The sequence below is a fragment of the Frigoribacterium sp. VKM Ac-2530 genome (genome assembly GCF_015350835.1).
GTDB lineage: Bacteria > Actinomycetota > Actinomycetes > Actinomycetales > Microbacteriaceae > Frigoribacterium.
The window spans coordinates 664,059-685,441 of sequence record NZ_JADKSE010000002.1 but is presented as its reverse complement, the minus strand read 5'-3'; the positions used below and the strand labels follow the sequence as shown (position 1 = coordinate 685,441).

Annotated in this window: 20 protein-coding genes, 1 tRNA gene and 1 riboswitch; of the genes, 8 read left to right on the top strand and 13 right to left on the bottom strand. The window is 71.9% G+C overall.

The window, feature by feature from the left end; all coding sequences use genetic code 11:
• Window positions 1-84: 84 nt before the first annotated feature.
• The gene (locus tag ITJ48_RS12135; protein WP_194613862.1) at window positions 85-963 is read right to left on the bottom strand and encodes a hypothetical protein; all 879 of its coding nucleotides are present in this window, start codon (window positions 961-963) and stop codon (window positions 85-87) included.
• Between the two features lie 160 nt (window positions 964-1,123).
• Between ITJ48_RS12135 and ITJ48_RS12130 the strand changes: the two genes are divergently transcribed.
• Window positions 1,124-1,309, top strand: a complete 186-nt coding sequence (locus tag ITJ48_RS12130) for a PspC domain-containing protein (RefSeq protein WP_123547822.1) — start codon at window positions 1,124-1,126, stop codon at window positions 1,307-1,309.
• Window positions 1,310-1,364: 55 nt separating this feature from the next.
• Here the strand turns inward: ITJ48_RS12130 and ITJ48_RS12125 are convergent, their stop codons facing one another.
• The 3 genes from ITJ48_RS12125 to ITJ48_RS12115 all read right to left on the bottom strand — a co-directional run bounded on the left by ITJ48_RS12125 (window position 1,365) and on the right by ITJ48_RS12115 (window position 2,756).
• A complete protein-coding gene (locus tag ITJ48_RS12125) occupies window positions 1,365-1,826 on the bottom strand; it encodes a DUF2017 domain-containing protein (protein ID WP_194613861.1) in 462 nt (153 codons plus the stop codon).
• Window positions 1,823-2,125 carry an ATP-dependent Clp protease adapter ClpS gene (clpS, locus tag ITJ48_RS12120; RefSeq protein ID WP_123547824.1) on the bottom strand — a complete coding sequence of 101 codons (303 nt, stop codon included), beginning with the start codon at window positions 2,123-2,125 and terminating at the stop codon, window positions 1,823-1,825. Before clpS ends, ITJ48_RS12125 begins: the two co-directional genes overlap by 4 nt.
• 103 nt (window positions 2,126-2,228) lie before the next feature.
• Window positions 2,229-2,756 (bottom strand): hypothetical protein, encoded by a 528-nt coding sequence (locus ITJ48_RS12115; protein WP_194613860.1) that lies wholly within the window; start codon window positions 2,754-2,756, stop codon window positions 2,229-2,231.
• 39 nt (window positions 2,757-2,795) lie between these two features.
• A riboswitch (ZMP/ZTP riboswitch) is annotated at window positions 2,796-2,880 on the top strand.
• A 63-nt stretch (window positions 2,881-2,943) separates the two neighbouring features.
• Here ITJ48_RS12115 and glyA point away from each other — a divergent pair.
• Together glyA and ITJ48_RS12105 are read left to right on the top strand one after the other, a co-directional pair.
• Window positions 2,944-4,275: a serine hydroxymethyltransferase gene (glyA, locus tag ITJ48_RS12110; protein WP_194613859.1), complete on the top strand. Its 1,332-nt coding sequence runs from the start codon at window positions 2,944-2,946 to the stop codon at window positions 4,273-4,275.
• Window positions 4,276-4,592: 317 nt separating this feature from the next.
• Window positions 4,593-5,486 (top strand): bifunctional methylenetetrahydrofolate dehydrogenase/methenyltetrahydrofolate cyclohydrolase, encoded by an 894-nt coding sequence (locus tag ITJ48_RS12105; RefSeq protein WP_194614458.1) that lies wholly within the window; start codon window positions 4,593-4,595, stop codon window positions 5,484-5,486.
• A gap of 112 nt (window positions 5,487-5,598) precedes the next feature.
• Here the strand turns inward: ITJ48_RS12105 and galK are convergent, their stop codons facing one another.
• Window positions 5,599-6,843: a galactokinase gene (galK, locus tag ITJ48_RS12100; protein ID WP_194613858.1), complete on the bottom strand. Its 1,245-nt coding sequence runs from the start codon at window positions 6,841-6,843 to the stop codon at window positions 5,599-5,601.
• Window positions 6,843-7,943: a galactose-1-phosphate uridylyltransferase gene (gene galT, locus ITJ48_RS12095; RefSeq protein WP_194613857.1), complete on the bottom strand. Its 1,101-nt coding sequence runs from the start codon at window positions 7,941-7,943 to the stop codon at window positions 6,843-6,845. Before galT ends, galK begins: the two co-directional genes overlap by 1 nt.
• Before the next feature lie 88 nt (window positions 7,944-8,031).
• On the opposite strand from galT, the gene ITJ48_RS12090 reads away from it, so the two are divergent.
• Window positions 8,032-8,880, top strand: a complete 849-nt coding sequence (locus tag ITJ48_RS12090) for a DeoR/GlpR family DNA-binding transcription regulator (protein WP_370544906.1) — start codon at window positions 8,032-8,034, stop codon at window positions 8,878-8,880.
• Window positions 8,881-8,992: 112 nt separating this feature from the next.
• Window positions 8,993-9,958, top strand: coding sequence for an aldose 1-epimerase family protein (locus ITJ48_RS12085; RefSeq protein ID WP_194613856.1), 966 nt, complete (start codon window positions 8,993-8,995; stop codon window positions 9,956-9,958).
• Between the two features lie 421 nt (window positions 9,959-10,379).
• Here the strand turns inward: ITJ48_RS12085 and ITJ48_RS12080 are convergent.
• A tRNA-Lys gene (locus tag ITJ48_RS12080) sits at window positions 10,380-10,452 on the bottom strand.
• A gap of 154 nt (window positions 10,453-10,606) precedes the next feature.
• Between ITJ48_RS12080 and ITJ48_RS12075 the strand changes: the two genes are divergently transcribed.
• From ITJ48_RS12075 to ITJ48_RS12065, 3 genes are all read left to right on the top strand, one after another.
• Window positions 10,607-11,236, top strand: a complete 630-nt coding sequence (locus ITJ48_RS12075; RefSeq protein ID WP_133738326.1) for a DNA-directed RNA polymerase subunit beta — start codon at window positions 10,607-10,609, stop codon at window positions 11,234-11,236.
• Window positions 11,237-12,067: 831 nt separating this feature from the next.
• Window positions 12,068-12,664, top strand: coding sequence for an ECF RNA polymerase sigma factor SigK (gene sigK / locus ITJ48_RS12070; protein WP_194613855.1), 597 nt, complete (start codon window positions 12,068-12,070; stop codon window positions 12,662-12,664).
• Window positions 12,661-13,572, top strand: coding sequence for an anti-sigma factor domain-containing protein (locus tag ITJ48_RS12065; RefSeq protein WP_194613854.1), 912 nt, complete (start codon window positions 12,661-12,663; stop codon window positions 13,570-13,572). Before sigK ends, ITJ48_RS12065 begins: the two co-directional genes overlap by 4 nt.
• 159 nt (window positions 13,573-13,731) lie before the next feature.
• Here ITJ48_RS12065 and pstB read toward each other — a convergent pair whose 3' ends face one another.
• The 6 genes from pstB to ITJ48_RS12035 all read right to left on the bottom strand — a co-directional run bounded on the left by pstB (window position 13,732) and on the right by ITJ48_RS12035 (window position 21,270).
• A complete protein-coding gene (gene pstB, locus ITJ48_RS12060; RefSeq protein ID WP_123547836.1) occupies window positions 13,732-14,511 on the bottom strand; it encodes a phosphate ABC transporter ATP-binding protein PstB in 780 nt (259 codons plus the stop codon).
• A 67-nt stretch (window positions 14,512-14,578) separates the two neighbouring features.
• Entirely contained in the window at window positions 14,579-15,676 is a 1,098-nt protein-coding gene (pstA, locus tag ITJ48_RS12055) for a phosphate ABC transporter permease PstA (protein ID WP_194613853.1), read from the bottom strand.
• Window positions 15,676-16,638: a phosphate ABC transporter permease subunit PstC gene (gene pstC / locus ITJ48_RS12050; RefSeq protein ID WP_194613852.1), complete on the bottom strand. Its 963-nt coding sequence runs from the start codon at window positions 16,636-16,638 to the stop codon at window positions 15,676-15,678. Before pstC ends, pstA begins: the two co-directional genes overlap by 1 nt.
• A gap of 151 nt (window positions 16,639-16,789) precedes the next feature.
• A complete protein-coding gene (locus ITJ48_RS12045; protein WP_369878301.1) occupies window positions 16,790-17,887 on the bottom strand; it encodes a phosphate ABC transporter substrate-binding protein PstS in 1,098 nt (365 codons plus the stop codon).
• Between the two features lie 273 nt (window positions 17,888-18,160).
• Window positions 18,161-19,105, bottom strand: a complete 945-nt coding sequence (locus ITJ48_RS12040) for an NUDIX domain-containing protein (protein ID WP_194613851.1) — start codon at window positions 19,103-19,105, stop codon at window positions 18,161-18,163.
• Window positions 19,102-21,270 (bottom strand): RNA degradosome polyphosphate kinase, encoded by a 2,169-nt coding sequence (locus ITJ48_RS12035; protein ID WP_123547840.1) that lies wholly within the window; start codon window positions 21,268-21,270, stop codon window positions 19,102-19,104. The genes ITJ48_RS12040 and ITJ48_RS12035 overlap by 4 nt, the downstream gene beginning before the upstream one ends.
• Window positions 21,271-21,383: the final 113 nt, after the last annotated feature.

Below are 21,383 nucleotides of genomic sequence, written 5' to 3'. Positions count from 1 at the left end.
CGGGGGGACCACGAGTCCTGAACGGTGCACCGCTCAGGAAGCGCGTCACGCGATTTCCTGAACTACCTCCCGAGCCGGCACAGCTCAGCGCGGGCGGACCGGGCCCCACGGCAGATCGGGCGTCCGCCCTCCTGTCCGCGCGAAGTGCACCGCCGCCGAGAGAGACCGCCGTCTGAGCTCCCGCGCCCCCAGGAGGCGCGGGTGCGGCCGCCCCTCTACAGGCACGGTCTCCGTGTCGAGGGCTTCGTGCCACGGCCCCGCCACGACGTCGTCCGCCTGCACCACGAAGTAGGGCGTGGCGCTCTCTCGCAGGAGGAACATGCCCGCCGGCCCCCGCCGCAGCTCGACCTGGTAGGCCTGCTGGTCGCGCAGCCTCCGGACGGCCTTCTCCAGCAACCGAGCTGACGGGTCGACTGCCTCCCACCGGAGGCGGTCCGTCTCGAGACGGAGGACGGTCCGGCCCGGCACGTCCTCCGGCCGGGTCGGCGGGTCGAGCTCGCGGACGGCACGGGCGTCCGCCCGGGCACGCAGCACGCGGCCGAGGCTGGCGCCGCAGAACACCCCGGCGGAGGTGGTGAGCACGTTCCACGCCTCGGGCAGGCCGGGGGCGACGGTCGGGACGACGAGGAGCACCCCGACCGTGACGGAGAGACGCACGGCGTCGGGGCGGTGCCGGCGGCTGCCGGTCACCGTGCCGGCGAACACGGCCACGACCGCCCAGAAGACGACGAGACCGGGCGTGACGCCGCCGAAGAGGGAGGCGGCGACGCCGACGGGCAGTGCGGCGACGGCGAGCACGAGGCGGTCGACCGACGGAGGCGCGAGCGCCGGCGACGGCGCGAGTCGGCGGAGGGCGTCGGCGGGCTGCTGCCGCTGCTGCGGACGGCGCTCCTGCTGACGGGGCCGCCGTCGCCCGTCGTGCTGCGGTGCTCCAGGCCGCGGCCGGTCCGGTGTGCTCCCCACGAGTTCCCCCTCGTCGCCGGCCGCTCTCGGCGGCGGCCTGCCTCCGATCCTGGCAGCGCTGGCCGTCCCGAGGCCGCGCGCCGCGCCTCCTCGGGATCGTCCCGTCCGCTGCCGAGCCGCGACCCAGCCGCGATCGAGCCCGGGCTGGCAGGGTGGGCCCATGGCTACCCTCACTCGTCCCCGCCGCGGCAAGGTCATCGCCGGAGTCTGTGCCGCACTCGCGAACCGCTTCGGCCTCAGCCCGTTCCTCGTGCGGCTGCTGTTCGTGCTGTCGCTGCTGCTGCCCGGCCCGCAGGTGCTGCTGTACCTCGTGCTCTGGGTGGTCTTCCCGAAGGAGGGGCGCTAGCCCCCGGCAGGACCGGCCACGGTCCGCAGCGGGTCGGGTCTCGCAGCACGCAGGGTCAGCCCAGCGTCTGGACCAGGCTCTCCTGCAGGTAGCCGAGCCAGTCGAACACGTCGTGCATGACGACCACGTGCGGGTCGTCGCTCGGCGCCGGCCCGTCGGCCGTCACGCCGAGACGGCTGCCGAGCACGAGCCGCAGGTCGGTCAGCGTCCGCAGCCACGACTGCTGCCCCGCGGCGTCGAGCCGCTCGGCCGTCGGCGCGGCGACGTCGTCGAGCACCCGTCGCGCGTTGGCGAGCTTGCGGGCGATGAGGTCGTCGGAGGTGAACCTGCGGAACTCGGCCGCCGCCTCCTCGTCGTCGGGGTAAGCGGAGGGGAGGAGGCGCGCCACGGCCGGGTCACCGGGGTCGCCGCCCTCGAGCACGGTGACGAGCTGGGCGACGAGGTCGCCGAGCAGCCTCGCCTCGTTCGCGGGCAGGTCGAGCAGCAGGTCGTCGCCGCGGCGCCGGAACGGGATCACTCGTCGGCCTTCGCGACGGTCGCCCAGAGGCCGAAGTCGTGCAGGGCCTCGACGTGCCGCTCCATCGCCTCGCGCGGGCCGGTGGCCACGACGGCGCGGCCGGTCGTGTGCACCTGCATCATGAGGCGCTCCGACTCGGCCGCCGCGTAGCCGAAGTAGCTGCGGAACACCCAGCTCACGTACGACATCAGGTTGACCGGGTCGTCCCAGACGAGCACGACCCAGGGCACGTCGGGCGCGACGAGGAGGCGCTCGCCGGTCTCGGTCCCGGTGCGCGTGTCGTCGAGGGTCTGCGTCACCGCACCAGCGTGCCACGGCTCGCCCGACAGAACGAACCGTCTGGTCTGTCGGCACCTCCTCCGGCGCCTCTCGCAGGCCGGCCGTCGCGCCGGCCGCCGCCGGTCAGCGGGTGGCGACCGACGCCTCCGGCACGTCCAGCAGCTCGCGCACCCTCACGGCCGCACCGACCGGGTCGGGCACCTCGCCGTTGTAGGTGCGCCCGTCGGTCGTGACGACGCGCAGGCCCTGGTCGCCGCGACGCCCGAGCGAGGCGTTCAGCAGCAGCCCCTTGCTCGACCGCGCCCAGCCCTTGACGCCCCAGCCCCCGAAGCTGATCGGGCTCCAGGTCTCGGCCGTGACCGAGACGATCTCCTGACGTGCCACCGACCGCCGGTAGAAAGGCGTGAACGCGAGGAGGAGGCGCTCGCGGTCGGCCCTGACCGTGACGCCCATCGACGCGAGCACCACCGCGACGAGCACGAGCACCAGGGGCCCGACGGTCCGCTCGGAGGTGCTGGCGTCGTCGCCCGGCGCGACCCACGAGAACACGGCGAGGGCGAGCATCACGGCCGCCAGCGGCCACCGGAGCCAGCCGGTCATGCCGGTGCGGAACCGGACGTCGGACGAGGAGGTGGCGGTGCGGTCCAGCATCGCCCCAGTCTCGCATCCGCCCAGCCCGCCGAGATATGATCGACCCGTCGCGACTGGCGTTCAGATGGTCACCATCGGGGAGCGACGCACACACGGTACGTGGCCGTACGCCTGGGCCACCTCACCACCTGAAGAACCGGCACCTCGTGCCGCCCTCGTCCCGTGACCGTGTAGAGAGAGACCCGCCATGACGATCCAGTCAGAGTCCACCGCCAGCGCCGCCGGCACCACTGCGGCCGGCACCAGCGCCGGCCAGAAGCTGCCCTCGACCTTCAACGCCCCCCTCAGCGAGGTCGACCCCGAGATCGCCGCCGTGCTCGAGCAAGAGCTCGGCCGCCAGCGCGACTACCTCGAGATGATCGCCTCCGAGAACTTCGTGCCGCGTGCCGTGCTCGAGTCGCAGGGCTCCGTGCTCACGAACAAGTACGCCGAGGGCTACCCGGGCCGCCGCTACTACGGCGGCTGCGAGTTCGTCGACGTCGCCGAGAACCTGGCCATCGAGCGCGCCAAGTCGCTGTTCGGCGCCGACTTCGCCAACGTGCAGCCCCACTCGGGCGCCCAGGCCAACGCCGCCGTGCTGGCGGCGCTCGCCGACATCGGCGACACGATCCTCGGTCTCGAGCTGTCGCACGGCGGCCACCTGACCCACGGCATGAAGCTCAACTTCAGCGGCAAGATGTACGAGGCCGTCGCGTACGAAGTCGACCCCGAGACGTACCTGATCGACATGGACGTCGTGCGTCGCCAGGCGATCGAGCACCAGCCCAAGGTGATCATCGCCGGCTGGTCGGCCTACCCCCGCCAGCTCGACTTCGAGGCCTTCCGTGCCATCGCCGACGAGGTCGGCGCGTACCTCTGGGTCGACATGGCGCACTTCGCCGGGCTCGTCGCCGCCGGCCTGCACCCCTCGCCCGTGCCGCACGCCCACGTCGTCTCGTCGACCGTGCACAAGACGCTCGCCGGTCCCCGCTCGGGCGTGATCCTGTCGAACCACGAGCCGCTCTTCAAGAAGCTCAACTCGGCGGTGTTCCCCGGTCAGCAGGGCGGCCCGTTGATGCACGTCATCGCCGCCAAGGCGACCGCGTTCAAGCTCGCGGCCGAGCCCGAGTTCAAGGACCGCCAGGAGCGCACCATCCGCGGCGCCAAGGCCCTCGCCGCGCGCCTGATGCAGGCCGACGCGAAGGAGGCCGGCGTCGACGTGCTCACCGGCGGCACCGACGTGCACCTCGTGCTCGTCGACCTGCGCGCCAGCGAGGTCGACGGCAAGCAGGCGGAGAACCTCCTGCACGAGGTCGGCATCACCGTGAACCGCAACTCGGTCCCGTGGGATCCTCGCCCGCCGATGGTCACCTCCGGCGTCCGCATCGGCACGTCCGCCCTCGCGACGCGCGGCTTCGACGACGCCGAGTTCGCCGAGGTCGCCGACATCATCGCCGCGACGCTGATGCCCGAGCCCGACATCGCCGCGCTGGCCGCGCGGGTGAAGGCGCTGACCGACGCGTTCCCGCTCTACGCGTGAGCACGGGCGTGGGCCCGGTCGACGCGACCGGCGCCTCCTCGTCCCGTGAGCCGGCCGGCACGGCTGACCGTGCGGCTGCGGCTGCGGCTGCTGCTGCACCGAGTGCCGCTGCGGCTGCTGCCCCTGCCGGTGCTGCCGGTGCTGCCGTTGCCGGTGCTGCTGCCGGTGCGACCGCGGTCACCGGTGCTGGTGCGGCCGCGGTCGTCGGTGCTGGTGCCGGCGTCGTGCCTTCCGGTGGTGCCGCCGTCGGCGCGGGGCCCTCGCCTGCCGGTGCCGTCGGGGTCGACGTCGACGTCGACGAGCAGGGACGGCCGCTGATCGCCGGGCCGGGCAGCGCCGTCAAGATCGACGGCACGGCCCTGGCCGCGACCGTCAAGGCCGACCTGCGCGAGCGCGTCGACGCGCTGAAAGCACGCGGCACGGCGCCGGGGCTCGGGACGATCCTCGTCGGGGCCAACCCCGGCTCGCTGTCGTACGTCGCGGGCAAGCACCGCGACTGCGCCGAGGTGGGGATCGAGTCGATCCGCATCGACCTGCCCGACACGGCGTCCGAGGCCGAGATCCGCGCCGCGATCGAGACGATGAACGCGGACGAGGCCGTGACGGCCTTCATCATCCAGCTGCCGCTGCCCGAGGGCATCGACCCGACGGCGATGCTCGAGCTGATGGACCCCGCCAAGGACGCCGACGGCCTGCACCCCGTCAACCTCGGCGAGCTCGTGCTCGCCGTGCCCGGGGGCAAGGGCTCCATCGACACGCCCCTGCCCTGCACGCCGCGCGGCATCGTCGCGATGCTGCGCGCCTACGACGTGCCGATCGCCGGTGCGCACGTGACGATCGTCGGCCAGGGGCTGACGGTGGGGCGTCCGCTCGGGCTGCTGCTGACTCGGCTCGAGGCGACGGCCACGCTGACGCACTCGCGCACGGCCGACGTCGCCGCGGAGGTGCGCCGGGCCGACATCGTCGTGGCCGCCGCCGGGGTGGCCGGGCTGGTCAAGCCGGACTGGGTGCAGCCCGGAGCGACCGTGATCGACGTGGGCATCACACGTGTCCTCAACGAGGAGACCGGCAAGTACAAGCTGCGCGGCGACGTCGACCCGGGCGTGGCCGCCGTGGCGGGCGCCCTGTCGCCGGTGCCCGGGGGAGTCGGCCCCATGACCCGCGCGATGCTGCTCGCCAACGTGGTGGAGGCCGCCGAGCGCGTCGCCTGAGGCGCGGCGCCCGCTGCGCGCCGGAGCTGCTCGAAAAGGGACGAAGTAGGGGCGGGCCCAGCCCTACTTCGTCCCTTTTCGCGTAAGTTGCGCTCGTGCCGTGCGGGTCGCGTCAGGCGTCGCGGCGCGCGCCCTCGGCGGGGTGGACCGTGAAGACGGTGGGCGCGGTGAAGCCGGCCTCCGCGAACGCGGCGGTCACGGCCGACGCGACGGCGTCGCGGTCGGCCGAGCGGACGAGCGCGATCGCCGAGCCGCCGAAGCCGCCGCCGGTCATGCGCGCGCCGACGGCTCCGGCCGCCTGGGCGGTGGAGACCGCGAGGTCGAGCTCGGGCACCGAGATCTCGAAGTCGTCGCGCATCGAGACGTGGGAGGCGTCGAGCAGCGCGCCGATGGCCTCGGCGCCGTCGGTTCGCAGGGTGCGCACGGTGTCGAGCACGCGCTGGTTCTCGGTGACCACGTGGCGCACACGGCGGAACGTCTCGTCGTCGAGCACCTCGGCGGCACGGGTCAGGTCGTCGACGTCGAGGTCGCGCAGCGAGCTGACGCCGAGTGCCTCGGCGCCGCGCTCGCACGAGGTGCGGCGATCGACGTAGCCGCCGGTGGCGTGGGCGTGCTCGACGTGCGTGTCGACGACGAGGATCTCGAGGCCGGCCGCGTCGAAGCCGAGGTCGACGACGTCGGCGTCGAGGCTGCGGCAGTCGAGGAACACGGCCGAGTCGGCCTGGCCCAGCAGCGACGCGGACTGGTCCATGATTCCGGTGGGCGCGCCCACGGCCTCGTTCTCGGACAGCTGGCCGACGGCGGCGAGGGCAGCGCGGTTCACGTCGAGGCCCCAGAGCTCGGTCATCGCGACGGCGACCGAGCACTCGAGCGCGGCGGACGACGACAGCCCCGCGCCGATCGGCACGTCGGAGGTGACGAACAGGTCGAGCCCGGGCACCGACGACAGGTCGATGGTCGAGAGGTCTCCGCCGGCGGCGGCGAACGACGGCGACGCGGCGCGCGTCGGCGCGACGGAGAGCGCCCAGGCGATGCCGAAGACGTAGGCGGACCAGCCGTCCATGCGCGCCGGGTCGAGCTCGTCGAGCGAGATCTCGTGGACGCCCTCGTCGAAGGTGCTGGCGACGCGGAGGAGGCGGTCGTCACGCACGCCGACGGTCACGACCGTGCGGCGGTCGATCGCGAACGGGAACACGAACCCGTCGTTGTAGTCCGTGTGCTCGCCGATCAGGTTGGCGCGGCCGGGCGCCGACCACCGACCGGCGACGGCGGTGTCGAAGACGGAGGCGAAGTCGCGGGCGTGACCGGTCTCGGTGGCGCGGGCCGCGCCTCCTGCGGTGTCGGGGGTGGTGTCCATCAGCGCGTCATCGCCTCTCTCAGTCGGTCGGCCTGGACCTCGGGCACGAGGTCGCCCACCCAGGCTCCCATCGCGGCCTCGGAGCCCGCCAGGAACTTCAGCTTCGTCTCGGCACGTCGCGGGGACGTGATCTGCAGCATCAGGCGGACGGTGTCGCGTCCGACGTTGACAGGAGCCTGGTGCCAGGCGCCGATGTAGGGCGTCTCGTCGCCGTAGAGGGCGTCGAGGCCCGCGAGGAGGCGCTTGTACATGACCGCGAGCTCGTCGCGTTCGTCGCTCGTCAGGCCCGCGAAGTCGGGCACGTGGCGGTGAGGGAGCAGGTGGATCTCGATGGGCCAGCGCGCGGCGAACGGCACGAACGCCGTGAAGTGCTCGCCGGCGAGGACGACGCGCGGACCGGTGCGCTCGCTCGCGAGCAGGTCGGCGAAGAGGTCGGGGCCGTAGGCGTCGATGCTGCGCAGCAGCGCAGAGGTGCGCGGCGTCACGTAGGGGTAGGCGTAGATCTGGCCGTGCGGGTGGTGCAGGGTCACGCCGATGGCCTGGCCGCGGTTCTCGAACGGGAAGACCTGCTCGACGCCGGGCAGCGCCGAGAGGGCCTCGGTGCGGTGCGCCCACGCCTCGACGACCGTGCGGGCACGGGAGTCGCTGAGGCCGGCGAACGAGCCGTGCGTCTCGGGGCTGAAGCAGACGACCTCGCAGCGGCCGACGCTGCGGCGCGTGCGGCCGAGGCCGACCTCGGCCAGGTCGGCGAGACCGGCAGGGGCGTCGGGCCCGTCGAGGGTCGGGCCGAACGACGGGGAGCGGTTCTCGAAGACCGCGACGTCGTAGAGGTCGGGGATCTCGGAGGGGTTCGTCGAGGAGGCGGGGGCCAGGGGGTCGAGCTCGGCCGGCGGCAGGAACACGCGGTTCTGACGCGAGGCCGCGATCGAGACCCACTCGCCCGTGAGCGGGTCCTGGCGCATCGAGGCGGTCTCGGGCCGCGGGTCGAGCACGCGTGCGTCGGCACGACGCTCGGCGCCGAGGGAGGTGTCGGCGTCGTCGAAGTAGATGAGCTCACGGCCGTCGGCCAGTGTCGTCGGGCGGATGGCGATCGACGCCATGGTGCCTCCTCGGGGGCGGGGGTGGGCCTGCGGACGCCCCCGCGACTTGCACTTGCGAAAGCAGGTGAAAGCATACGAAGATCGAGGGGTGACCCGCAACCCCGACGACGCCCCGCTGCCCGGCGAGCGTCGGCGCGGCCGCATCGCCGACCTGGTCGGCCGCCGAGGGTTCGTCTCGACCTCCGAGCTGGCGCGCGAGTTCCGGCTCTCCGAGGTGACCATCCGCACCGACCTCGAGAGCCTCGCCGCCGAGGGCCTGCTGTCGCGCGTCCACGGCGGCGCCCTCTCCGTCGACCGGCCGGTCGAGCGCCCCTTCGAGGAGGAGAGCGCGGTCGGCACCGACGCCAAGAAGGCGATCGGCGTCCGCGCCGCCTCGCTCGTGCGGTCGGGCGACTGCGTCGTGATCGACGTCGGCACCACGACGACGCAGATCGCCCTGGCACTGCTCGACCGACACGACCTCGAGGGGGTCGTCGTCGTCACCAACGGGCTGACCATCGCGCTGGCCCTCGAGCAGGCCGTGCCCCGCTTCACGGTGATCGTCTCGGGCGGCACGCTCCGGCCCCTGCAGCACTCGCTCGTGAACCCCCTGGCCACCAGCGTCTTCAGCTCGATCACCGCCGACCTGGCCTTCATCGGCTGCACCGGCGTGCACGCCGAGCACGGCGCGACCAACGTCAACCTGCCCGAGACCGACCTGAAGCGCCTCATGACCACCACAGCCCGGCGTTCGTACATCGTCGCCGACGGCGGCAAGCTCGGCGAGGCGCACCTGGGCGTCATCGGCCCGCTCGACCGGTTCGAGGCGCTCATCACCGCCGACGCCGACGCCGAGCAGGTCGCCGCCCTGCGGCGAGCAGGGCTCGAGGTCGTCGAGGCCGAGCTGCCCGACGACGGCCCCGGCCCGGCCGGGGCGGCCGACGACCTGGCAGGCTGACGCCGGAGGCGCGGTGTCGGCCGCCGGCACGGCTGCGCCTCCTGCACTCCGCACCCGCACCTCCTGCGACGACGCTCACCACGGTCGCGACGCTCACGACGAAGGGACGACCATGACGACCCCACCCACCGGGCACCAGCACGAGCTGAGGCTCGAGGCTGACGGCCGCGTCGTCACGGCGACGGTGACCGAGGTCGCCGCCGGGCTGCGCGCCCTGGCCGTCGACGGCGAGGGGCTTGCCGAGACGTTCGCCGAGGACGAGACGCCCCCGTCGGCCTGCGGCATCACGCTGTTCCCCTGGCCGAACCGCGTCGACGGCGGCCGCTGGACCCTCGACGGGCGCGAGCTGCAGCTCGACCTCACCGAGCCGGCGAAGGGCAACGCGAGCCACGGGCTGCTGCGGTACACGGCGTACCGGGCGGTCGACGTCGAGCCGCACGCGGTGACGCTCGCGGCGACGGTGTACCCGCAGCACGGCTGGCCGTTCACCCTCGAGACGACGGTGCGGCACGAGCTCGTCGCCGACGGCATGCGGGTGGTGCACACCGTCTCGAACCTCGGTGCAGCCCGTGCGCCGTTCGCCGTCGGCTCGCACCCGTTCCTGCGCGTCGGCCCGCACGACCCGGCGACGCTGACGATCACGCTGGAGGCGGCGACCCGGTACGAGGTCAGCGAGCGCGGCATCCCGACCGGCACGTCGCCCGTGGCGGGCACGCCGGCCGACCTCCGTGGCGGGCCCCGGCTCGGCGACCTCGACCTCGACACCCCCTACCGCGACGTGCAGCCCGGTGCCGACGGCGTGCGCCGCACACGCCTGACGGCGCCCGACGGCACGGCGACCGAGCTCTGGCAGGACGAGGCGTTCCCGTACGTGCAGGTGTTCACGCCGCGGAACTTCCCGCGCGCGGGGGTCGAGGGGCTGGCCGTGGCGGTCGAGCCGATGACGGCGCCGCCGAACGCGCTCGCGACCGGCGAGGGGCTCCTCTGGCTCGAGCCGGGCGAGACGTGGACGGCGGCGTGGGGCATCCGGCGGGTCGCCGCGGGGGCCTCGGGCGTCCCGGCGCAGGCGCAGGCGTAGGAGACGTGATCGCGACGACGCTCCGCGATGTGCGGCGTGGTCTCGTCGTCATCGCGTCGCTGTCGCCCCACCGCCGTCGGGGAGGCACAGATGCAGGTGTGCAACACATGTCGCCCGGCAAAACCGACCCGCTGACCTGTTGTCCAGTATGCGCAGGTGGTCCCTGACGCACACCCGGATCTGCTCGTCCGGGCGCTAGCGTGTATCCGTTCGGCTGGTTACCGGACACAAGTCGCCGGGAGGTCCGCGCGCCGTTCCCCACCTGATCCGGGGACCGGAGCCGCTCCCGGTGCACCGTGCCCCCGCTGGCTCCGCCGGTCGGGGGCACGCTCGTCTCCGGCGTCGGCAGCCGACTCTTGGTGCGTCCTCGACGCGACGAAGGCGACACCCGGTGGAGCTGGGGTGTCGCCTTCGTCGTTCGTGGGCCCCGTGGGGCTCGAACCCACGACCCGCGGATTAAAAGTCCGATGCTCTGCCAACTGAGCTAGAGGCCCTCAGTGGTCGAGGATACGTGATCGCGGGCGTCCTCGCGGGCCGGCAGCGCGCCTCCTTCGCGGCCGTGAGCGACGACGAGCGACGACGAGCGACCACGGGCGGCGACGCCCGATCCACACGCCGCTGTCGGTGCACGCGCGTATCGTCGAGGCGATGCCCAGAGACTTCCACCGCCCGACCCAGTTCCCCAGCGCCGCCTTCGAGGCGTTCCAGGGAGGCGACGACCCGGCGACCGTGAACCGGATCGCCCACGAGTCGGCGGCCGCCCTCGTCGCCCGGGTCAAGCACGACCCTCAGCCCGAGATCCTCGACCGGCTCGTCTCGTTCAGCGACGAGCACGGCATCGACGTCGTCGCCGAGCTGTGGGCACGGGCGGCGCCGCACACCCTGCCGGGGGCCCTGTGGCGCATCTACCTCGTGCGCGCCGTCATCCGCCAGGCGCCCGAGGAGGTTACCTACCTCTTCGACCGCGGCGTCGAGACGTCGACCACCATCGACCCGATCGTCGCCGGGGCCCCGACGCCCGCGACCCCGGCCGAGGTGCTCGCACTGGCCGACCTCATCCTCCGCGGGGTGTTCGACGGTGACTTCGCGGTCGCGCTCGAGCGCGGCGCGGCGTTCTGCCGGCTCGCCTCGGCGGGTGCCACGACCGTGGCCGACGAGCAGGACTCGATCGGCTCCGACCTCGCCTCGACGCTGACCCGGCGCGCGCTCCGCCTCTCGGAGCTCGGTGTCGACCTCACCGCGTGCGCCGCGCTCTGGCGCGACGGCAGCCTCGACTGACGCAGTCTCGGCTGGCGCAGCGTGGATCGGCGCCGCGCACCAACGCGATCGGCACCCGCCGTCTCAGAGCGAGACAGATCGGGACTCGGTCTGGCCTGCTCGACAGGCGCGGCGCCTCCTCCGGGCCGGATCACTCTCAAATTTCGAGGGTGACGCCACAGGAGGCGCGGCGACGTCCTCGAGGACCGGAGCGGAGCGGCGAAGGCCGGAGCGGAGCTGAGGAGGCGGCGACTGACGCTCAGCGTTCGCACCGGGCGAACGCCCGAGCGAGGCCCGGCGACGACGGTTACACTCGTTCACTGTCGGGCCGTAGAAACCCCGGGCTCCAAATTTAGCCGCTTCGAGCGGCCTCGCGCCGAGAGGCGTTCCTGCGGCCCGACACCCTCTTCCTCCTCACCGAGCGTGACCATCCCGCTCGGCTGATCCGGGGTCCCGTCCTCGTTCCTCCACCCGGGGCACGCGGTCGAGCGGTCCGAAATGGTCCCTCCCGACGTGGTGACCGACCGTTGTCGACCACTCGGCCACGGAGGCAGAGGCCCCGCCAGGCGTTCCGTGCACCCGGGGCAAACTCGCCCAAACCAGCAGCCCCCCGGTGCCGAACCATGAGCGTGAGGGATCGAGAGATCCTCTGCTGACTTCCCGCCGCCCTGACTGGCGGGACGACGCGGTCGTTCCCTCCGCTCGGCCCGGGCCTGAACGCCATCCCAGACGGTCACCGGGCGGGGGGTTCGACTCACACCAGCAAGAACCAGCACCACCAGAGACCAGCACGAACCCGTCACTCCCCTGTGACGGTCAGCCCGACACAAGCGGATCGAGGTGAACCCTGACATGCTGAAGCTCGTGACCCACGACATCGAGACTCCGCAGGAACAGGCGCGTGCGTCGACTCCTGACGAGCTCCTCATCAGGGTCGCCCAGGCCGATCGCGTGGCCTTCGCCGAGCTGTACGACCAGACCGCACCTCGTGTGATGGGTCTGATCAAGCGCCTCCTGAAGGACCACTCGCAGTCCGAGGAAGTCACCCAAGAGGTCTTCCTCGAGATCTGGCAGAACGCCGCTCGCTTCGACACCACCCGGGGCAGTGCCTCGAGCTGGATGTTGACGATGGCCCACCGCCGGGCCGTCGACCGCGTCCGCGCCTCGCAGGCCGGCCGCGACCGAGACCTCAAGATCGGCGTCCGCGACCTGGAGCCCGGCTACGACTCGGTCACCGAGTCGGTCGAGATCCGGATCGAGCACGAGCGCGTCGAGCGTGCACTGGGACGACTCACGGAGCTCCAGAGCCAGGCCGTCAGGCTGGCGTACTACGGCGGCTACAGCCACAGCGAGGTGGCCGCGATGCTGGGGGTGCCGATCGGCACCGTCAAGACGAGGTTGCGCGACGGCATGATCCGCCTGCGCGACGAGATGGGAGTGGCATCGTGACCTACCGCGACGACTCCACCACCGGCGGGAACCCGCCCCACGACTCGCTCGAGGCGATGTCGGGCGCCTACGCGCTCGACGCCCTGAGCGACGACGAACGACACGACTTCGAGACTCTGCTGGAGGAGTCCGAGAGCACCAGAAGGGAAGTGACCGAATTGAGAGAGACCGCATTGCTGCTCGCCCACGCGGCACCGCCCGTGATGCCTTCGGCCGCCCTCCGCGCGAGCATCATGGACGCCATCGTCGGGCTGCCTCAGTTGCCCGCCCAGACCACCTCCGACTCTGCCTCGCAGACGCCGGCCGCGACCCCGGTCGCAGGAGGCGCGGGTGACGACCACGAGATCGCCCGCCCCGGCCGTCACGCCGTCCCCGAGATGGAGCCGAGCGAGACCGAGACCGCTGCCCGCGTGCTCGAGCCCACCGGCGCCGCCCGTGCCCGCTGGTTCACCCGGCCCGTCGCGATGCTCGGCGTCGCCGCGGCAGCCGCCGCGCTCTTCTTCGGAGGAGGCGCGCTGCTGTCCGAGGTCACCGGCCCGAGCCAGCAGCAGGAGGCCACCGCCTCCTCGATCGACGAGATCTACGCGGCAGGCGACTTCCAGCGCACCGTCGCCGACGTCAGCACCGGCGGCACGGCGACGCTGGTCTGGTCGAACGAGCTCAAGCGCTCGGCGGTCGTCCTCGACGGCCTCACCTCGCTGCCCGGCGACAAGACGTACGAGCTCTGGTACATCGGCGCCGACGGTGCCGTGCCTGCCGGCACGTTCGACACGGACACCGACTCGACGGTCACGAAGGTGCTCAAGGGCGAGATGACGCCTGGTGCCACCATCGGCCTCACGGTCGAGCCCGCAGGCGGCTCCGAGCAGCCGACGAGCGACCCGATCATGGCCGTGCAGAGCGCCTAGCAGCGGCTGCACGACCCGGTCGGGCCCCGCGACAGCGCGACCCGGCCACACGACGAAGGAGGCGGCCCACCAGCAGGTGGGCCGCCTCCTTCGCGTCGTGCCGGGCCGGCGACGACCCGTGGGCCGCGTACGACCGTCGGCCGTGCACAGCCTCCGGGCTCAGCCGAAACGGCCGGAGACGTAGTCCTCGGTCGCCTGGACGCTGGGCTTCGAGAACATCGTGGCGGTGTCGTCGTACTCGATGAGCTTGCCGGGCTTGCCGGTGCCCGCGATGTTGAAGAAGGCCGTCTTGTCGCTGACGCGGCTGGCCTGCTGCATGTTGTGGGTCACGATGACGATCGTGTACTGCTGCTTGAGCTCCTCGATGAGGTCCTCGATGGCGAGCGTCGAGATCGGGTCGAGGGCCGAGCAGGGCTCGTCCATCAGGATCACGTCGGGGGAGACGGCGACGGCGCGCGCGATGCAGAGGCGCTGCTGCTGGCCGCCTGAGAGGCCCGAGCCGGGCTTGTCGAGACGGTCCTTGACCTCGTTCCAGAGGTTGGCGCCCTGCAGCGAGCTCTCGACCAGGTCGTCCTGCTCTCCCTTGCCCATGCGGCGGTTGTTGAGCTTGACGCCCGCGAGCACGTTGTCGCGGATGCTCATGGTGGGGAACGGGTTCGGGCGCTGGAACACCATGCCGACCTGACGGCGCACGAGCACCGGGTCGACGCCGGGGCTGTAGAGGTCGTTGCCGTCGATCAGCACCTCGCCGTCGACGTAGGCGCCGGGGATGACCTCGTGCATGCGGTTCAGCGTGCGGAGGAACGTCGACTTGCCGCAGCCGGACGGGCCGATGAAGGCCGTGACCGTGCGCGGCTCGATGGTGATGTTGACGTCCTCGACGGCCTTGAACTTGCTGTAGTAGACGTTGAGGTCCTTGACCTCGATGCGCTTGGACATTCACATTCCTTCGGTGAGGTGCGGCGTCGTGCGGGGACGCGGGGAGAGTGGGGGAGGCGCGTGGCCGTCAGCGGCCGAGCTTGGGGGCGAAGAGGCGCGCGATGAGGCGGGCCAGCAGGTTCAGCGCCATGACGATGAGGATCAGCGTCAGTGCCGAGGTCCAGGCCCGGTCGATGTAGGCGGCCGCGTCGGTGCCCTGGCTGACGTACGAGCTGTAGGCGAAGACCGGCAGGGACTGCATGCGGCCGTCGAACAGGTCGTAGTTCATGCTCGCCGTGAAGCCCGCGGTGATGAGCAGCGGGGCCGTCTCGCCGATGACCCGGGCGATCGAGAGCATGACGCCGGTGGTGATGCCCGCGATGGAGGTGGGGAGCACGACCTTAAGGATCGTCAGCCACTTCGGCACGCCGAGCGCGTAGGCGGCCTCGCGCAGCTCGTTCGGGACGAGCTTGAGCATCTCCTCCGTGCTGCGCACGACGACGGGGATCATCAGCACGGCCAGGGCCACGGAGCCGGCGGCGCCCATGCGGACGCCCTCGCCGAAGAAGATCACGAACAGGGCGTAGGCGAAGAGGCCGGCGACGATCGACGGGATGCCCGTCATGACGTCGACGAAGAACGTGATCGCGCGCGCCAGGCGGCCACGGCCGTACTCGACCAGGTAGATGGCCGTGAGCAGGCCGATCGGCACCGAGATGACGGCGGCGAGGGCCGTGATCAGCAGGGTGCCGGTGAGGGCGTGCAGGCCGCCGCCGCCCGCGCCGACCACGTTGCGCATCGACATCGAGAAGAAGTCGCCGTCGAAGCGGGCGGCGCCCGAGGTGACGACGGTGAGCAGCACGGAGACGAGCGGGATCAGCGCCAGGATGAACGCCGCGCTGACCAGGGTCGTGACGACGCGGTCCTTGGCGCGGCGGATGCCCTCGACCTGCATCGAGATGACGAAGACGAGCGCGGCGTAGAGGATCGTGCCGAGCACGATGGCGGCGACCCAGTTGAAGGTCTCGGTGACGCCGCCGGCCTGCAGCAGGCCGAAGACGACGAGCATGACGGCCCAGCTGCCGAGGAGGATCGCCAGCGGCGCCGCCTTGGGCAGCTTGCCCGTGGTGAGGGTGTTGACGGTACGGCTGGCCGCGCGGGGACGGTCCTGGGTGGTCGTGGCCATCAGTTCGCTCCGGAGAAGGCCTTGCGGCGGTTGATGACGACGCGGGCGATCGAGTTGACGACCAGCGTGATGACGAAGAGGACGAGGCCGGTCGCGATCAGGGTGTTGATGCCGATGTCGTGCGCCTCGGGGAACCTCAGGGCGATGTTCGCGGCGATGGTCGACGAGTTCGTCGAGGTGAGGATCGCGGGGTTGATCACGAGCGCCGGCGACAGCACGAGGGCGACGGCCATGGTCTCGCCGAGAGCCCGGCCGAGGCCGAGCATCGAGGCCGAGATGATGCCGGGGCGGCCGAAGGGCAGGACCGCGACCTGGATCATCTCCCAGCGGGTCGCGCCCAGCGCGAGCGCCGCCTCCTCGTGCAGGGTCGGCGTCTGGAGGAACACCTCACGGCTCAGAGCCGTGATGATCGGCAGGATCATCACGGCGAGCACGATGGAGGCGGTGAGCAGCGTGCGGCCGGTGCCCGACACGGGACCGGCGAACAGCGGGAACCAGCCGAGGTGGTCGGCCATCCAGGCGTAGACGGGCTGCACGGCGGGGGCGAGGACGATGCTGCCCCACAGGCCGAAGACGACCGACGGCACGGCGGCCAGCAGGTCGATGACGTAGCCGAGGCCCGCGGCGAGGCGGCGCGGGGCGTAGTGCGAGATGAAGAGCGCGATGCCGATGGCGACGGGGAGGGCCATGACGAGCGCGAGCGCGGCGGCGTAGACCGTGCCGAAGGCGAGCGGGCCGACGTACTGCCAGAACGAGTCGGGGAAGCCGGAGAGCGAGATGTCGGCCGGGTCGGCGACCACGGCGGGGATGCTCTGCGCGACGAGGAAGATCGCGACGGCGGCGAGGATGGCGAGGATCAGGCCGCCGGCGACGACGGTGCTGCCCGAGAAGATCCGGTCTGCGGGGCGACGCGGCGCACGAGGTGCTCTGACCTTCGTGGCGGTCGATGCGGGGGCGGTCATCGGACGAGGTCCTCCGGGTGGGTGCTCGGTGTGCGGGCGGTGCTCGGGTGGCGATGCGGTGCTGCCGGTGGTGCTGATCGTACGGGTGCCCCTGTCAGGGCGACGGCCCGGGACCGCACGGCGTGCGGTCCCGGGCCCGGTGTGGCAGGTGTTACTTGATGAGAGCGATCGCGTCGGCGACCTGGCCCGAGAGGGTGCTCGAGATGGGAGCCGAGCCGGCGGCGTCGGCCGCGACCTGCTGGCCCTCGTCGCTGGAGACGTACTCGAAGTACGACTTCACGAGCTCGCCCTGGGCGGCGTCCTCGTACGACTCGCAGCCGATGAGGTAGCTGACGAGCACGAGGGGGTAGACGCCGTCGGCGGTCGAGGTGCGGTCGAGCTCGATGGCGATGTCGCCCTCGCTGCGGCCCTCCTCCTCGGGGGACTCGTCGACGATCGCGGCGGCGGCCTCGGCCGAGTACTCGACGAACTCCTCGCCGACCTTGATCTTCGCGACGCCCAGGTCGCCGGCGCGCGAGGCGTCCGCGTAGCCGATGGTGCCGGTGCCGTTGGTCACCGCGTCGATGACGCCCGAGGTGCCGGAGGCGCCCTCGCCGCCCTCGAGGGGCCAGACGCCGTCGGGCTCCGACGACCACACGTCGGGGCTGTTGGCGTTCAGGTACTCGGTGAAGTTCTCGGTGGTGCCCGAGTCGTCCGAGCGGTGCACGGCCGTGATGGGCGTGCTGGGCAGGTCGGCGTCGGGGTTGTCGGCCTTGATCTCGGCCGCGTCCCACGTGGTGATCGCGCCGCTGAAGATGCCGGCGATGGTGGCGGGCGAGAGGTTGAGCTCGTCGACGCCGTCCAGGTTGAAGACGACCGCGATGGGCGAGACGTAGACGGGCAGCTCGACGATGCCGGTGTCGGGCGTGCAGCCCGCGAAGGTGCTCGACGAGATCTCGTCGGTCTTGAACGCGCGGTCCGAGCCGGCGAAGGCCGCGGCGCCGGAGATGAAGCTCTCACGGCCGCCGCCGGAGCCCTGCGGGTCGTAGTTGACGGTCACGTCGGGGTTGGCGGTCTGGAAGCCGGCGACCCAGGCCTCCTGGGCTGCCTGCTGCGACGAGGCGCCGATGCCGGCGATCGTGCCGGAGAGGTCGGAGGAGGCGCCCTCGGTCGAGGTGCCGGAGCCGCCCTCGTTGGAGGCGCAGGACGCGAGGAGCATGGTGCCGACCGCGGCGATCGCCACGATGCTGCCGGTGCGCTTGAAGTTCACAGAGGTTCCTTCTCGGGATGTGGTGCTGTGGGGTGCTGGGGGGCCGGTGCTGGCCCGTTGCGAGACGCTACGTCGGGCGGTTAACCACGGTCGTCTGCGATGGTGAACGGGAGGTTAACGCGGGGGGAACATCGGCCGGGCGTGCCCGCCTCGACGGTGCCGCAGGGCCAGGATCACCCGCCGAGTCCACCCGTGGCGCGGACCCGTCACGACACGGCTCACGCCCCGCGGCAGGGACACGGGGCGTGAGGGTCGACAGGCCGGCGACCGGCCTCAGAGCACGGGGCCGTGCGTCTCGACGGCGACGAGCGCGGCGTCGGAGCACGACACGTGCAGCACGGTGTACTCGCCGGGGCTCAGCGAGGAGGCGCGGCGCAGGTCGAGCCGATGGCCGCCGACCGTCCCCGCGGCGATCTGGCGCACGATCTCGGGCAGCACCGGGGCGTGCGTGCAGAACACGGCCGGCACCCGCTTCTTGAGCCGCTTCGCGACGACGCCGGCCACGTCGTCGTCGTGGCGGTCGAACGCGTCCTGGCTGATCGAGTCGCTCTGCTTGACGCCGACGCGGGTCAGCGCCGAGACCGGCTCGAGCGTCGCGAGGCAGCGGGCGGCCGTGCTGCTGATCAGCCGCTGCGGGGCCCACGCGGCGATGCCGGGCGCGATCGACTTCGCCTGGCGGCGGCCCTGGGGCAGCAGGGGGCGGGTGGCGTCCGAGCCGCTCCAGTCGCCGGGCGACGTCGTCTTCGCGTGCCGCAGGGCCACGAGGGCGAAGGTGCGGGCGGCGCCCGAGGCGACGCGGTCGGCGAACCGGTCGAGCACCTCCGCGTCTCGTTCGTAGGTCAGCTTGGCGCGCGCCTTCTCGACCGAGACCCACTCGATCGCGGCGACCTCGCTGTTCGGCGTGAAGCGACCGGCCTGGGCGAACGCCTCGTCGGTGACCTCGGCCGCCCAGTAGTGCACGATCTTGTCCCGCCCGCCGGGCATGACGTACTCGGCGGTGCCGAGCGGGGCCCCGAGGGCGACGCGGTACCCCGTCTCCTCCCGGATCTCGCGGACGGCCGTCTGCGGCGTCGACTCGCCGGGGTCGACCTTGCCCTTGGGCAGCGAGACGTCGCCGTGGTGCTCGCGGTGGATGAGCAGCACGCGTGCCTTGCCGTCCACCAGGCGGAAGCAGACCGCGCCGGCGGCGACGATCGTCGTGGGGGCGACCGTGCTCACCGGCTGGCCCGGCGGCGCTGCGTGATCTGCTTCATCAGCACGTTCTGCATGTCGGCGAGCGGGGCGTCGGAGGCGTCACGCGCGTGGCGCGTCCAGGTGCCGTCGCTCTCGAGCCACCACGACGCCGTCTCGTCGGACATCGCGCGGTCGAAGAGCTCGGAGACCTGGTCGAGGTGGTCCTGCTGCGTGAGGCGCACGAGCGCCTCGATGCGGCGGTCGAGGTTGCGGTGCATCATGTCGGCGCTGCCGATGAAGACCTGGGGGTCGCCGTCGTTCGCGAACCAGAACAGGCGCGAGTGCTCGAGGTAGCGGCCGAGGACGGACCGCACGCGGATCGTGTCGCTGAGGCCCGGCTGGCCCGGCTTGATGGTGCAGATGCCCCGCACCCAGACGTCGACGGGCACGCCGGCCTGGCTGGCCTTGTAGAGCGCGTCGATGATCTGCTCGTCGACGATCGAGTTGATCTTGATCTTGATGCCCGAGGGGCGACCGGCCTGCGCGGCCTCGATCTCGCCCTGGATCTGCTTGAGCAGCCCGCGACGGAGGTAGCGCGGCGCGACGAGAAGGCGCTTGAACTTCTTCTCGATCGCGTAGCCGGAGAGCTCGTTGAACAGGCGCGTGAGGTCTTTGCCGACCTGGTCGTCGGCGGTGAAGAGGCCCATGTCCTCGTAGATGCGGCTCGTCTTCGGGTTGTAGTTGCCCGTGCCGATGTGCGTGTAGTGCCGCAGCCGGCCCTTCTCCTGGCGGATCACGAGCGCGAGCTTGCAGTGGGTCTTGAGCCCGACCAGGCCGTAGACGACGTGCACGCCGGCCTTCTCGAGCTTGCGGGCCCAGGTGATGTTGTTCTGCTCGTCGAAGCGCGCCTTGACCTCGACGAGGGCGAGCACCTGCTTGCCCGACTCGGCGGCGTCGATGAGCGCCTCGATGATGGGGCTGTCGCCGCTCGTGCGGTAGAGCGTCTGCTTGATGGCGAGGACGTTGGGGTCGGCCGCCGCCTGCTCGAGGAACGCCTGCACGCTCGTCGCGAACGACTCGTACGGGTGATGCACCAGGATGTCCTGCCGGGCGATGCTGGCGAACATGTCGGGCTTCATGTTCGGCTCGGTCGGCTGCAGCTGCAGCGCCGTCTGGGGCAGGTGCTTCGGGTACTTCAGGTCGGAGCGCGGCATCTTCGTGATCTCGAAGAGGCCTGCGAGGTCGAGGGGGGCCGGCAGCCGGTAGACCTCTTGGTCGGTGACGTCGAGCTCGCGGACGAGCAGCTCGAGCGTGACCGGGTCCATGTCGTCGGTGATCTCGAGGCGGATGGGCGGGCCGAAGCGCCGACGCAGCAGCTCGCGCTCGAGCGCCTGGATCAGGTTCTCCGACTCGTCCTCGTCGACCTCGACGTCCTCGTTGCGGGTGACGCGGAACACGTGGTGCTCGACGACCTCCATGCCCGGGAACAGGTCCTGCAGGTGGTTCGCGATCAGGTCCTCCAGCGGGATGAACCGCACGCGCCCGCTGTCGTTGTCGGGCAGCTGCACGAAGCGCGGCAGCATCTGCGGCACCTTGAGGCGCGCGAACTCCTGGCGCATCGTCTTCGGGTTTCGGACGCGCACCGAGAGGTTCAGCGAGAGGCCCGAGATGTAGGGGAACGGGTGCGCGGGGTCGACGGCGAGCGGCATGAGCACGGGGAAGATCTGCTCGGTGAAGATCTCGCGCATGCGGACGCGGTCGGCCTCCTCGAGGTCGGACCACTTCTCGATGTGGATGCCCGCGTCGTCGAGGTCGGGCTTGACCAGGTCGAGGAACGCCCGGGCGTGCCTCTCCTGCAGGTCGTGCGCCTTGGCGTTGATGTCGGCGAGCACCTCGTTCGGGCCGCGGCCGACGTTCGTGGGCACGGCGAGCCCGGTGGCGATGCGCCGCTTCAGGCCGGCGACGCGCACCATGAAGAACTCGTCGAGGTTGCTGGCGAAGATCGCGAGGAAGTTCGCCCGCTCGAGCAGCGGCGTCGTCGGGTCCTCGGCGAGCTCGAGCACGCGCTGGTTGAACGCCAGCCAGCTGAGCTCTCGGTCGAGGTACCGCTCGGCGGGGAGCGTGCCGTCCTCGAAGCTGACGATCTCGTCGAAGTCGTCGAGGAAATCGGGGGTGACGCCGGCGCCGTCGACGCGTGGTTCGCTGTCCATCGCACCATCGTGCCACCCCTGGTGGCCGCCGACGTCCCCGCCACGTGAACGGCTGGTGACGAGGCCCGGCCCGGCGGCTGTGGAGGAGGCACGACGGAGGCGTGTCGGTGGGG